The sequence below is a fragment of the Microbacterium sp. Leaf288 genome, assembly GCF_001422925.1.
In the GTDB taxonomy this organism is placed as follows: Bacteria; Actinomycetota; Actinomycetes; order Actinomycetales; family Microbacteriaceae; genus Microbacterium.
In genome coordinates this window covers 406,078-419,342 of record NZ_LMNI01000012.1, presented here as the reverse complement: position 1 = coordinate 419,342, position 13,265 = coordinate 406,078, and the positions used below count along the sequence as shown (strand labels likewise).

General features: G+C 70.6%; 11 protein-coding genes and 1 pseudogene. 1 reads left to right on the top strand and 11 read right to left on the bottom strand.

Features of this window, described 5'->3' with window-relative positions:
- Positions 1-90: 90 nt before the first annotated feature.
- The 11 genes and pseudogenes from ASF40_RS15475 to ASF40_RS15425 form a co-directional block, all read right to left on the bottom strand.
- Positions 91-1,047 carry an SDR family oxidoreductase gene (locus ASF40_RS15475; RefSeq protein ID WP_056370628.1) on the bottom strand — a complete coding sequence of 319 codons (957 nt, stop codon included), beginning with the start codon at positions 1,045-1,047 and terminating at the stop codon, positions 91-93.
- Positions 1,044-2,048, bottom strand: a complete 1,005-nt coding sequence (locus tag ASF40_RS15470; RefSeq protein WP_082497099.1) for a bile acid:sodium symporter family protein — start codon at positions 2,046-2,048, stop codon at positions 1,044-1,046. Before ASF40_RS15470 ends, ASF40_RS15475 begins: the two co-directional genes overlap by 4 nt.
- A complete protein-coding gene (locus tag ASF40_RS15465) occupies positions 2,045-3,424 on the bottom strand; it encodes a flavin-containing monooxygenase (protein WP_056370625.1) in 1,380 nt (459 codons plus the stop codon). The genes ASF40_RS15470 and ASF40_RS15465 overlap by 4 nt, the downstream gene beginning before the upstream one ends.
- 113 nt (positions 3,425-3,537) lie before the next feature.
- The gene (locus ASF40_RS15460) at positions 3,538-4,266 is read right to left on the bottom strand and encodes a TSUP family transporter (RefSeq protein ID WP_056370623.1); all 729 of its coding nucleotides are present in this window, start codon (positions 4,264-4,266) and stop codon (positions 3,538-3,540) included.
- A 3-nt stretch (positions 4,267-4,269) separates the two neighbouring features.
- A complete protein-coding gene (locus tag ASF40_RS15455; RefSeq protein WP_056370621.1) occupies positions 4,270-5,076 on the bottom strand; it encodes an alpha/beta hydrolase in 807 nt (268 codons plus the stop codon).
- Between the two features lie 113 nt (positions 5,077-5,189).
- On the bottom strand, positions 5,190-6,341 hold the full coding sequence (locus ASF40_RS15450; RefSeq protein ID WP_056370618.1) for a mannitol-1-phosphate 5-dehydrogenase: 1,152 nt from the start codon (positions 6,339-6,341) through the stop codon (positions 5,190-5,192).
- The gene (locus ASF40_RS15445; RefSeq protein WP_056370616.1) at positions 6,341-6,778 is read right to left on the bottom strand and encodes a PTS sugar transporter subunit IIA; all 438 of its coding nucleotides are present in this window, start codon (positions 6,776-6,778) and stop codon (positions 6,341-6,343) included. Before ASF40_RS15445 ends, ASF40_RS15450 begins: the two co-directional genes overlap by 1 nt.
- Positions 6,779-6,929: 151 nt before the next feature.
- On the bottom strand, positions 6,930-8,486 hold the full coding sequence (locus tag ASF40_RS15440; RefSeq protein WP_056370614.1) for a PTS mannitol transporter subunit IICB: 1,557 nt from the start codon (positions 8,484-8,486) through the stop codon (positions 6,930-6,932).
- 45 nt (positions 8,487-8,531) lie between these two features.
- Positions 8,532-10,278: pseudogene (locus ASF40_RS15435) on the bottom strand (phosphoenolpyruvate--protein phosphotransferase).
- Positions 10,279-10,281: 3 nt separating this feature from the next.
- Positions 10,282-10,560 carry an HPr family phosphocarrier protein gene (locus ASF40_RS15430; RefSeq protein WP_045300983.1) on the bottom strand — a complete coding sequence of 93 codons (279 nt, stop codon included), beginning with the start codon at positions 10,558-10,560 and terminating at the stop codon, positions 10,282-10,284.
- A 42-nt stretch (positions 10,561-10,602) separates the two neighbouring features.
- Entirely contained in the window at positions 10,603-10,956 is a 354-nt protein-coding gene (locus tag ASF40_RS15425; protein WP_056370611.1) for a PTS sugar transporter subunit IIB, read from the bottom strand.
- Between the two features lie 269 nt (positions 10,957-11,225).
- Between ASF40_RS15425 and ASF40_RS15420 the strand changes: the two genes are divergently transcribed.
- Positions 11,226-13,160: a BglG family transcription antiterminator gene (locus tag ASF40_RS15420; protein WP_056371526.1), complete on the top strand. Its 1,935-nt coding sequence runs from the start codon at positions 11,226-11,228 to the stop codon at positions 13,158-13,160.
- Positions 13,161-13,265 lie beyond the last annotated feature (105 nt).

The window sequence follows — 13,265 nt, the reverse complement described above, 5'->3', positions numbered from 1 at the left end:
TGTCTCCGGGCGACGGGGTGAAGTCCGGACTTCGCAGGTGCGCGACGCCCCCGCGCCGCGAAGTCCGGACTTCGCCGCGAGAGGGGGCGGTCAGCGGCGCGCCACGCCGGGGTGTGACGCCAGGTACGCCTCGAAGGCCTCGGCCGAGGTCTTCGCGGGAGTGAAGCCGAAGTCGTCCTTCAGCTTCGCGTTCGCGAGCACCGGGCGGTAGCGGAGGAAGCGCACCTGTTCCGGGCCGTGGACGGTGAGGCGCAGCATCCGTCCCATCCGCAGGCCGAAGCCCAGCACCGCGGCAGGCACCGTCACGACGGGCTTGCCGAGGCGCCGGGCGATCTCGGGCACGGTCACGCGGCCGTCGCCGGCGACGTTGTAGATGCCGGGCGGGCCGTCGGTGGCGGCGCGTGCCATCGCGGCGGCGACGTCGTCGACCCACACGAAGACGAAGGGCGACTCCGAGCCGCGCACCTTCAGGAGGGCGGGCCCGTCCCAGAGCGCCGTGATCTGGTTCTGCACCGTCGGGCCCAGGATCGTGCCGATGCGGAACACGACCTGCTCGAGCTCGGGGTGCGCCTCGCGGTATCCGGCGAGCAGCCGCTCGACGAGGCGCTTGTGCTTCGAGTACGGGAACTCGTCGTTGCCGCGTACGGGGTCGCTCTCGCGCAGCCACTCGGGGTTGTCGGGGTGGTAGCCGTAGGCGGCGCCCGACGACGAGACCACGATCCGCTTCACGCCGGCTTCGACGCACGCCTCGAGCACGTGCCGCGATCCGTCCACATCCACCCGGTACTCGAGATCGTGGTCGCGGCCGGGGTTGACGATGGCGGCGAGGTGCACGACGACGTCGATCCGGTGGCGGCGCAGCAGCGGCACGAGGCCGTCGGGACGGGTGACGTCGCACTCGTCGTAGACGACGCCGTCGACGGGATGCTGCGGCGGCCGCAGATCGCCGGCCACGACCAGCTCGACATCGGGGCGGCAGGCGAGGGCAGCGGCCACGTGGGATCCGAGGAAACCGGCGCCGCCGGTGACGAGGACGCGGATGCTCATGCGGCGGGCTCCGCGGGATCGGCTGACCCCGTCGTCGCGGACCCGGTCGCGGCGTCCGTCGCCCGCACCGCGTGGCGCGACGCGTCGCCCTTGGCCGACCCCGTGCGCTTCTTCGTGTGCCGGGCCCAGAGGGCGGCGACGATGAGCCCCGCGATGATGTCCCAGATGCCCCACCAGCCGGCGACGATCGCCATGCCGCCGAGGCCGCCGAAGAAGGCGAACACCAGCCCGAGGCCGAGGCCCGCGTTGCGGATGCCGACCTCGAACGTCATCGCCTTGCGCTCGCGGGTGCCGAGGCCGCCGACGACAGCGGTGCTGTACCCGATCGCCAGTGCGACGGCGTCGTGGATCGTGACGACGAGGATGATGACGCCGAGGAATGCGACGAAGTAGGCCCAGTTGCCCGCGAGCGCGGCGACGATGAAGCCGACGAGCGCGAGCAGCGAGAACCACTTGACGAACGGCTGCACGCGCTTCGCGAACGCGGGGAAGCGGTGGCGGATGAACAGACCCAAGGCGAACGGCAGACCGATGATGAGAAGGATGTCGCCGAGCATCGCCCACGCGTCGAGCGACACGGCCTCGAGCAGCGTGCGTGCCGTCGGATGCAGCGAACCCCAGAACGCGATCGACAGCGGCAGCACGAAGATGTAGATGATGTTCGAGACGGCGGTCATCGACACCGAGAGGGCCACATTGCCGCCGGAGCGATGCGTGAGCACCTGCGAGATGTTGCCCGGAGGGCAGCAGGCGACGAGGATCATGCCGAGCGCCATGGACGGCGTCACCGGCAGGACCAGGGTCAGCGCGAAGGTCACCGCGGGCAGCACGATGAGCTGCGCGAGGATCGCGATGACGAAGGGCTTCGGCTTGCGCGCCACGACCTTGAAGTCGTCCAGCGTCGTGTCCAGCGCGATGCCGAACATGATCAGCCCGAGCACGACGTTGAGGATCACGAGCGTGCCCGGATTGAAGTTGAGCACGACGTCGTCGGGGTTCACGCCGTCACCTCCCGGCGGGCGGCACCGCGCGCCCGTCGCGGGCCGCGGGAGGCGGCATCCGTCTTCAGCGCCTGCGTGGCGGTGCGGACAGCGCCGCGGTACGCGTCCTTGTTGACGTAATACGACATGCGCTCGAGGCCGAGGTAGTTGTAGCCGCCGGTGAGATCCGGCCACGGCTCGCCCGTCACGCGCGCCCGGAACGCCGCGGCGCGATCGGGGTGGCGCTCGAGCGCCGCGAGGTAGGCGGCGATGAGCTCGGCCTGCTCGTACCGGCCCTGCCAGCCGATTCCGGATGCCTCGATCATGCCCATCACGTAGAGCCCGTTGAAGGACGGGGTGAAGGTGTTGAGGAAGAGGCGCGGGGCCATGCCCGACCAGTCCAGTGCGGCGCGGTCGACGAACGGGTAGTCGAGCTTGTAGCCGGTGGCGAGCAGCACCGTGTCGTACTCGGCCGACGAGCCGTCGCGGAAGTGCACCGTGCGCCCGTCGAAACGGTCGATGTCGGGCACGATCCGCAGGTCGCCCTGCCCCAGGTGGTTGAGGATGAGCGTGTTGACGATGGGGTGCGACTCGTAGATCTTGTAGTCGGGCTTGGGGAACCCGAACCGCACGGGGTCGCCGGTGAAGGCGCGGAGCACCCGAGTGTCGACGAACTGTTTGATGCGCGCCGGGAGCGGCTTGCCCTGGTTGAGGGTGTCGGAGGGCTTGCCGAACAGGTAGCGCGGGACGAAGTAGTAGCCGCGGCGCACGCTCATGTCCACGGAGGCCGCGTGGTGCACGGCGTCGACCGCGATGTCGCAGCCGGAATTGCCGGCGCCGATGATGAGCACCCGCTTGCCGGTGAGCTGGGTCGCGGACTTGTAGGCGCTGGTGTGAAGGAGCTCACCTGTGAACTCGCCGCGGAACGCGGGGACGTTCGGCTCGGCCAGCGTGCCGTTCGCGAGGATCACCCCGTCGTAGCGCTGCTCGACCGGGCCGTCGCCGCCGGTCCCTGAGGCTGTCGAGGGGCCTTCGGCACGCAGCATCCAACCGCCGTCGTCCGTGGGCGTGAGCGAGGTGACCTTCGTGTCGAAGCGGAATCGGGCGGTCAGCCCGAAGTGATCGGCGAAGTCGCGGAAGTACGTGATGAGCTCGCGGTGGCTCGGGTAGTCGGCCTTCGTGCGCATCGGGAACTCGGCGAACTCGGTCGTGGTGCGCGACGAGATGAGGTGCGCCGACTCGTACATCGTGGAGCGCGGGTTCTCGATGTCCCACAGGCCCCCGACCCCGCGCGACGCCTCGAAGCCGTCGAACTCGATCCCGGCCTTCTGCAGCGCCCGAGCGGCGGAGAGGCCCGATGGCCCGGCGCCGATGATGGCATAGCGGTGCGCGCTCATGCGTCCTTCATTCCGTCTCCACACGTCGTCGTGTCGTCGGCGCGACGGTGCCGACCCCAGTTTCGAGAGCAACCCTAAGCGTTAGTCGGAATTAACCGAAATCCCGCGTCGCCTCACACGAAGACTGCCAGGACGCCCCGCACCAGCACCACTGTCGCACCGGCCCACGCGATGGCGAGCATCGCCGCCCGGGCGATCCGCGGCGACACGTTGCGCGAGAGGATCGTGCCGATCGCGATGCCGGCGATCGTCGCGACCACGAGGGTGCCGACGTCTTCGACCGGCGAGGTCGGAAGCCCGCGCAGCGCCACGGACGCGATGCCGAACGCCAGGAAGATCACCTGCACGCTGGCCGCGAAACGGCGCTGCGGCCACTTGTCGCCGACCGCGTACGCGGCCAGTGCGGGGCCGGACAGACCGCTCGCGGCGTTCATGAAGCCGGCGGCCGACCCCGCGACGATCGCGCCGGTGCGACCTGACAGCGATGCCGAGAGTGCGGGGATGTGACTCGCCACGAGCGCGAAGTACGCCATCGCCGCGATCAGCAGCAAAAGCGCGGCCTCGGGCAGCAGGTGCACCAGCAGCACGCCGAACGGCGAGGCGATGAGGCCCGGCCAGATGAGCCACCAGGTGCGCCGCCACTCGACGTGCTTCCAGACGAACGGTACCGCGGTGCACGCAGCCACGAGGGCGAGCAGCACGGCGATCGTGACCCCTTCGACCGGTCCGTAGAGCAGAACGATCGGCCCCACGAGCACGAGCACGAACCCGAGTCCGGTGATGCGCTGGATCACCGCCGCGACGAAGGCCGCGATCGCCGCGAGCACCAGGGTGAGAGCCACAGCTCAGCTCTGCGCGAGCGCGAAGGCTCCGACGAGCTCGGTGAGCTGGTCGCGCATGTCCTCGTCGGAGATCGTCGGGGTGTTGTCGCCGGCCTGCAGGCCGTAGTCGCCGAACGAGGAGTGGCTCGCGCCCTCGATCTCGTGCATCTCGGCGTCTTCGGGCAGCAGGTGGCGCGCGTCCGCGATCTTCTCCGGCGTCGAGAGCCCGTCCTCGCTGCCGGAGACGCTGATCACCGGCAGACCCGACTCCGACAGGTCGTTCGAGCAGTAGGAGCCGAACAGGGCCAGGCCGTCGGCATCCGTCGCGAGCTGGCACGCCCGCACGCCGCCGAGCGAGTGCCCGCCCACCAGCCAGGTGTCGACATCGGGCGCGAGACCGGTGAACGTCGAGAGCGGCCTGACATCGAAGAACGCGAGGTTGAGCCACGGCTTGGTGATGACGACGGTGACGCCGTCCTCGGCCACGAGGCCCGAGACCTTGTACGCGTACGCCCACGGGTCGACCTTCGCCCCCGGGATGTACACCAGTCCCACGTCGGCGGACTCGCCGGTGGGGGAGAGCACGATGCCCGCGTCGGTGTCGGTGATCTCGATGCCGGGGTCGGCCTTGACCTCCGCGAGCGGATCCGCCTCGGCGCCCATGACGCCCACCTGGCTCCAGATGAGGATGCCGACCACGGCGAGCACGATGAGCGCCCCGATCGAGCCGAGGATCCACCACAGGACCCGCAACCCGCGCCGGCGGGGCTTGGCCGTGGCCTCGGGAGTGGTTTCGGGCGAAGTCTCGGGATCAGGGCCGGGCTGAGTCACCGACTCAGCGTACGCGGTCGCCGCCGATCATCGCGGGTTCGGGGTGCACGACGCGCGTTCGGGGCGCGCGCGTCGCGCCCCGAACGATCGCGGCGCGCCCCGAACCCCGAAAGTCACCCGAGCTCCGCCTGCCGGGCTGCCACGATCGCCTCGACCTTCGGGAAGAGTGGATGCTGCGGCTCGAGGCCCGTGACCGACTCGGTGAAGGACGCGGCATCCTGTTCCCGCAGCATCCGCTGCAGGTCCACCGACTGGGCGTCCTCGGGGTCGTCGAATGCGAGCGCCGCACCCATCGCCGCGACCAGGGCGTCGACGCCGAGCCCGCGCTCGGCGGCCTCCGCCGCCGGCCCCACGAACCTCTCGTGGCGCGAGAGCTTGCGCAGCGGCTGACGGCCGACGCGCCACACCGTGTCGGGGAGCGCCCTGTTGCGGAACCGGCCGAGGATCGTCGCGCGGTAGTCCGCCAGCGAGGCCGCGTCGAGCCCGTGCTTCGCTTCCAGCAGCGCCGATGTCTCTTCGAGCGCAGCCTCGACCCGCGACGCGATCGCCGGGTCGGCCAGTGCTCCGGCGATCCCCTCGACCCCGGACTGCGCGCCGAAGTAGGCCGTGGCCGCGTGCCCGGTGTTCACCGTGAACAGCTTTCGCTCGATGTACGGCGCGAGGTCGTCGACGAAGTGCGCGCCGGGGATGTCAGGCGGGTCGTCGCCGAACGGCGGTCGCTCGATCGCCCACTCGAAGAACGGCTCGACGGTGACGTCGACGCCCGCGCCCTCCGGCTGGGCCGGCACGATGCGGTCGACGGCGGTGTTGGCGAACACGGCCCGCGACGAGAGCGCGTCCCATGCGTCGCCGGCGAGGGCCTTGATCTGGTCTCGCAGCAGGTCGGTGGCGTTGATCGCGTTCTCGCACGCCATGATCTGCAGCGGGGGGCTCGACGGGTCCCGCAGCGCGAGCCCGGCGACGATGTGCGGCGCGACGAACTTCAGGATCGTCGGCCCCACGGCCGTCGTGACGACGTTGGCTCCGGCGATCTCATCGATCACCTTGTCGGGGTGCTCCGCGCTGTTGATGGCCGTGAACCCCGTCACCACCGTGTCGCGACCGCCCTCGCCCACCTCGTGCACCGTGTAGCGGGACACGAGGTTGATCGCGTCGACCAGCGGGGCGGCGACGTCCGAGAAGACGAGGTCGTACCCGCCCTCGTGCAGGAGCAGCCCGACGAACCCTCGCCCGATGTTGCCGGCCCCGAAGTGGACGGCCTTCATCACACGCCCGCCGCCGACACCAGGCCGAACAGCTCCTCCGGCGTCTGGGCGGTCTTGAGGCGTTCGACCTCGTCCTCGTCCGAGAACAGGATCGCGATCTGCGACAGGATCTCGAGGTGCTCGTCGCCCTTGCCCGCGATGCCGACCACGAACGTCACCGGGTTGCCGTCCCAGTCCACGCCGCCGTCGTAGCGCACGACCGACAGCGCCGATTCGAGGATCTCGCCCTTGGTCTCATTGGTGCCGTGGGGGATCGCGAGCTCGTTGCCCATGTACGTCGACACGGTCTGCTCGCGCTGGAGCATCGCGTCGTAGTAGGCGCCGGTGACCGCGCCCGCCGACTGGAGGATGTCGGCCGCCTCCCGCATCGCCTCGTCGCGTGTCGCGCTCCCGGAGTGGATGCGCACCTGCCCGATGCTCAGGACCTCGCGTGCCATGTTCTCGCCTTTCTCGTCGTTCGTCTGCAGATGTCGTCGGAGGAGATACGGATGCCGCGACCCGCCGCCAGTATGGAGCAGCGGGGCGCGGCCGTGCCGAGGGCGGTGGGGCCGGGGGCTTCTCGCCCGCCCGGCCCCACCGCGGTCTCAGCTACGCACCATCCTCGTGCTGGGCGCGGACGAGGTCCACGACCTCGTCGTAGCGCGGCGAGTTCATGAAGTTGTCGACCGACACGTGCACCGAGTTCGGCGTCTTCTGCCGCGCCCGGTCGGTGAGCTGGTTCTGCGTGATCACGAGATCCGCCGACGCGTCCAGGGCCGCGATCGCCTTGTTGGTGACCGTGACGTCCTCGATGCCCGCCTTCTTGATCTTGTTGCGCAGGACGCTCGCGCCCATGGCCGACGAGCCCATGCCCGCGTCGCACGCGAACACGATGTTCTTGATCTCGCGCTCGGTCATGGTGGCCGGCTCGATGCCGCCGTCGGCGCTGGTCGCAGCGCCGCTGCGCAGGCCGTCCAGTGCTGCCGACGACTTGCCCTTGGCCGCCGCGGTCTGCGTGATCGCCGCGCCGAACGCGTCGTCGGTCGCCGCCATCGCCTCGAGGTCGCGCTTGCGCGAGGCGCGCAGGATGACCCACGAGATGAGGAACGTCACGGTGGCGGCCAGCACCACCGAGAGCAGGACCGCGACGTACGAGTTGTTCGCGACTTGGGCGACCACCGCGAAGATGCTGCCTGGTGCCGCGGGTGCTCTCAGGGCGCCCCCGAGGAGCATGTTCGTCGTGACGCCGGTCATGCCGCCCGCGATCAGCGCGAGGATCAGCATCGGCTTCATGAGCGCGTACGGGAAGTACACCTCGTGGATGCCGCCGAAGAACTGGATCACTGCGGCGCCCGGGGCGGAGGCGCGCGCGGCGCCGATGCCGAAGAACGTGAACGCGAGCAGAAGACCCACACCGGGGCCCGGGTTGGCCTCGAGGAGGAACAGGATCGACGAACCGGTGTCGGCGGACTCCTGGATGCCGAGCGGCGTCAGCACGCCGTGGTTGATGGCGTTGTTGAGGAAGAACACCTTCGCCGGCTCGATGATGATGCTCGTCAGGGGAAGCAGGTTGTAGCCGACCAGCCAGTCCACGGCCGCGCTGAGCGCCTGCATGATGCCGTTGACGACCCACGCGATCGGGTAGAAGCCGATGATCGCGAGGACGAAGCCCCAGATGCCCGCCGAGAACATGTTCACGAGCATCTCGAAGCCCGCCTTGATCTTGCCCTCCCACAGGCTGTCCAGCCATCTCATGGAGTAGGCGCAGATCGGGGCCATGATCATCGCGCCGATGAACATGTGCACCTGGCCGAGCTGGTTGTCGGCCGGCAGGTCGGCGTTGATCTGCGCGATCAGGTAGTCCGACCCCGCGATCGCGCCGAACGTGCCGATCGAGGCCACCACTCCGCCGCGCACACCGTAGATGATGCTGCCGCCCGTGTACGCGATCAGGATCGGCAGCAGATAGTGGATGAAGGGCCCCACCAGCGTCGCGAGCGCCGGCACCGGGGTCCACCCGACCGCGATGAAGAACGCGGTGAAGATGCCCCACGCGATGAGCGCGGGGATGTTCGGCATGATCATGCCGGACAGGAACGTGCCGAAGCGCTGGACTCCGACTCGCGCCTTGCTGGTGCCCGTGGCGGGCACTGACGCCGTTGTCATTTTGCTGTCTCCCTTGTGTATGGGTGTCCCGGCCGCCGGGGCGACCTATCGGGCGGCCGCCTGCTGGGCGGCGGACCGGGCGGATGCCGCGTCGTTCGCGGCGAGGGCGGCCGTGGCGATGTCGCGTGCCTCGGCGATGGTGTGCTGGAGAAGGGTGGCGCGCACGTCGGCGAGGGCTGTGGGTGCCATGGACAGGCTCGTGGCGCCGAGGCCCACGAGCACGACGGCGAGCAGGGGATCTGCCGCCGCCTCACCGCAGATGCCCACCGGCTTGCCGTTCGCGCGGCCGGCGTCGCCGACTTCGCGGATCAGGCGCAGCACCGCAGGGTGCCACGGATCCTGGAACGACGCGACCGATCCGAGGAGCCGGTCTGCGGCGAGCGTGTACTGCGTGAGGTCGTTGGTGCCGATGGAGGCGAAGTCCGCGTCCACCAGGATGCGGGACCGATCCGAGGAGCCGGTCTGCGGCGAGCGTGTACTGCGTGAGGTCGTTGGTGCCGATGGAGGCGAAGTCCGCGTCCACCAGGATGCGGTCGGCGAGGAGCGCCGACGAGGGCACCTCCACCATGACGCCGGCGGTCTTGATGCCGTAGTCGCGCGCGAGGTCTGTGAAGTAGGTCGTCTCCTCGACCGTGGCGACCATAGGGGCCATGACCCACAGGTCGGCGTCGGTGGCGGCATCCGCTTCGGCGAGGGCGGTGAGCTGTTCGCGCAGGATGTCCTCGCTGGCGCGGAGCGCACGGATGCCTCGGAGCCCGAGCGCCGGATTCTCCTCGTGTGCGTCGTTCAGGAACGCGAGCGGCTTGTCGGCACCGGCGTCGAGCACGCGCACGACGACCTTCTTGCCGGGGAACGCCGCGAGGAGCTTCGTGTACGCCTCGCGCTGCTGCTCGACCGTGGGCGCCTGGTTGGAGCTCAGGAACAGGAACTCGGTGCGGAACAGGCCCACGCCCTCGGCGCCCAGCGCGACGGCGTCGACGGCGCCGTCGGGGTTGCCGAGGTTCGCCAGCAGCGGCACCGCGGTGCCGTCGGCGAGCGCGCCGTCGGTGATCGGGGCGGATGCCGCGGACGCGCGTGCGTCCGCGCGGTTCTGCGCCCGTTCGAGCTCGTCGGCGGTGGGGTCGGTCGTCACGACGCCGGCGGCGGCATCCACGATCACCGTCTCGCCCTCGCGCAGACCGGTCGCCGACGTCGCGCCCACGATCGCGACGATGGACTTCTCGCGCGCGAGGATCGCGGTGTGCGAGGTCGGACCGCCCTCGGTCGTCACGAGCGCGAGCACCTTGTCGAGGTCAAGGAGCGCCGTGTCGGCCGGCGCGAGATCCTTCGCGACGAGGACGAACGGATGCCCCGGATCCGGCACCCCCGGAGCCGGTACGCCGCGGAGGCGGGCGATCACCCGCTGTGCGACGTCGTCGAGGTCGGCGGCGCGCTCGCCGAGGTAGCCGCCCATCGCCGTGAGCTGATCGCGGAACGACGCGAACGCGTCGTACACCGCGAACTCGCCGGTCTTGCCCTGCGCCAGCCGCGTGCCGATCTCGTCAGCGAGGGTCGGGTCCTCGGCCATCATGGCCTGCGCCTCGAGCACCTCCTGCGCGGCTCCGCCGGCCTGCGCCCCACGGGCCTCGAGCTCGCGCGCGACGGCGGCGACGGCATCCGTCACCCGCGCCTTCTCCTCGTCGGCGCTGATCGTGCTCGGCGCGTCCGACGGCGCCGGCGCCGGCTCCGCCATGCGCGCGACGGGCCCCTGGGCGACGCCCAGTCCGATTCCCACACCCCGCAGTTCAGTCATGGTTCAGGCCTCCGCGTCGTGGTCGGTGGTGAGCAGTTCCGCGAGCGTGTCGAGGGTCGACTCCGCCCCGTCGCCGTCTGCCGTGAGGGTCACGTAGTCGCCCTGCTCGATCCCGAGCGCGATCACGCCGAGGATGCTCGCCGCGTTGACGGGGCTCCCCGCGTCTTTGGCGATCGTGATCGGGATGCCGGCATCCTTCGCCGCCTGCGCGAACAGCTTCGCCGGACGCGCGTGCAGACCGTGCGCCGATCCGATCCGGACGGTGCGTGAGATGGGTGGCATGTCGTGACCTCTCTGTCTGTTCCTGGTTCGTCGCGGTGTTGTTCAGTCCTGCAGTGGCGGCGCCGCATCCGCGGCCGGGAGCGGCCCCCCGGGGCTCCCGATCGCGGCGCGGACCAGCGCGAGTGTCCGCGTGCCGTCCCGGTCTCCGAAGATGTCGGACGGCAGCAGCACCACCGTCGTGCCTCGCGCGGCGGCATCCCGTTCGATGCGCTCGAGCGCATGGACCAGGTGCGGACCCACGAGGACGACGTCGGCGGCATCGAGATCGATCGGAAGCGACTGCTCGGTGCCGGCGAAGGCGGAATAGTCGAGTCCCTCTGCGTGGGCCGCGTGACGCACACGCTGAGCGACGAAGGTGCTCGAGGCACCCGCTCCGCAGACCACCAGGATCCTCATCGATCCGCCTCCTCTTCTGGCCATTCTTGTGAGAACGCTGGGAGCGGCACAACCACTCCTTCTTCCGCAGGGGCGGAAACGCCGTGTGGCGGCACCCGGTCGGCGTCCCTGTTCTCGCTCGGGGTTTGGGGCGCGCCACGAACGTTCGGGGCGTGCGCCGTGCGCCCCGAACGCTTCCCATGCGCCCCAGAACCGGGTGGCACCGGATGCTGCAGCCCCGGGCCGCGGCAGACCGCCTCGGCATCGACTGCGCGTGGTTGACTGGGCGTGTGACCCGAGCCCGGCAAGATCGTGTGCTCGGACTGCTCCTGCGCGACGGCGATTGGGTCACGGCATCCGCTCTCGCTGACGCGCTGGGCGTGACTCCCCGGAGCATCCGCTCCTACGTCACCGCCGCGAACGCGCGGGTGGCGCCGGGCGTCGCGGTCGAATCCGGGCCGCAGGGCTACCGCGCCGGATCCGATGCCGCGGCGGCGCTCCGGGCGGGCGGCGACACGGGCACTCCGCGCGACCGGCTGCACACGCTGGTGCGGGCGCTCCTCGACGCTCCCGACGGCATCGACGTGTTCGAGACGGGCGATGCGCTGCACGTCTCGCCGGCCACCCTCGACGCCGACCTCGCCCGCGTCCGCGGACTGCTCGGCGGAACCGAGCTCACCCTCGAGCGCTCCGCGTCCCGCGCCCGGTTGCGCGGCACCGAGGGCGCGCAGCGACGCCTGCTGAGCAAGCTCGCCCACGACGAGATGGACGCCGGAAGCTTCGACCTCGCCGCCCTCCGCCGCACGCTCGGCGAGGGATCGGTCGGGGCACAGGCCTTCGGCCCGTTCAAGACCGAGCTCGTCGCGCGGCTCGGCGAACTGGGTTGGTTCGTCAACGAGTTCGGCATCGCCGACGTCGTCATGCACATCGCGATCGCCGCCGACCGCACGTCGCGCGACCGCCCGCTCGACGCGGCCGGCGGCACCTCGCGGGAGCGGCCGACCCAGAGCCAGGTCGCCGAGATCATCGCGGAGCTGTCCGAGCGGCACCTCGGCGTGCGGCTCGGCAGCGCCGATCTGCAGCACCTCGCGACGCTGGTGCTCACACGCGTCGTCGCGCCCGACGGGCACGAGGACGCCGCATCCGTCACCGTGCCGTCCTCCCTCGATCCCGAGATCGAGGCGGTGGTGCGCGAGGTCGTGACGGCGGCCGCGGACGAGTTCCTCGTCGACATCGCGCACGACGACTTCGTGGCGCGGCTCGCGCTGCACGTGCAGAACCTGCTGCACCGTGCGCGCGAGCAGGCGTGGTCGCGCAATCCGCTGACACGGTCGCTGAAGTCGACGTACCCGATGATCTTCGAGGTCGCGGTGTTCATCGCGAGCAGGCTGCAGCAGCGGCTCGGCATTCCGCTCCCCGACGACGAGATCGCCTACATCGCGATGCATGTCGGGGGCCGGCTCGAACGCAGCCGCCGCGCGGACCAGCTCCTCACCGCGACGATCGTGTGCCCCGGCTACTACGACCTGCACGAGCTGCTGCGCTCGAGCGTCGACCGCTCGCTCGGGCAGGCGATCGAGGTCGTGGGCGTCGAGACCCGCGTCGATCCCGACTGGGCCTCGATCGACACCGCCCTCGTTCTGACGACGATCGACCCGCCCACGACGAACGACCGGATCGTGCGCATCCAGCCGTTCCTCACCGACGCCGACGTCGAACGCGTGCAGGCCGCAGCCGGGAGGATCCGCCGCTCGCGCCGCCTCGCGCGGCTGCGTGCGGAGCTGGAGCGCTACTTCGAGCCGTCCGCGTTCCTCCGCGGCCTCGATGAGGCCGCCGGCGAAGAGGGCGTGATCCGAGGGCTGGGTGCCCTGCTCCAGGCCCGCGGGGTCATCGATGCCGAGTACGTCGAGCGCACCATCGAGCGCGAGCGTCTCTCATCGACCGCGTTCACCGACGCGCTGGCGGTGCCGCACGCGCTCGAGATGACGGCATCCCGTACCGCCATCGCCATCGGCATCGCCGACCCGTCCATCCCGTGGGGCGACGGGCGCGTGCAGGTCGTGGCGCTGGTGGCGTTCTCCGAGACCGACCGTGAGGCCTTCCAGACGGTGTTCGAGCAGTTCGTCGAGGTGTTCAGCGAGCGCGACAGCGTGCAGCGCCTCGTCCGCCGGGGCACCGACTTCAACGCCTTCCTCGACGAGCTCGTCGCCGTCATCGACGGCTGAGCCGCAGCATCCGTCTCCGGCGCCCGTCGACGGTGAGGGGTTGGGGCGCAGAGCGAACGTTCGGCGCGGGGCGTGCGCCCCGATGGCCCCGAATACGCCCCAAAC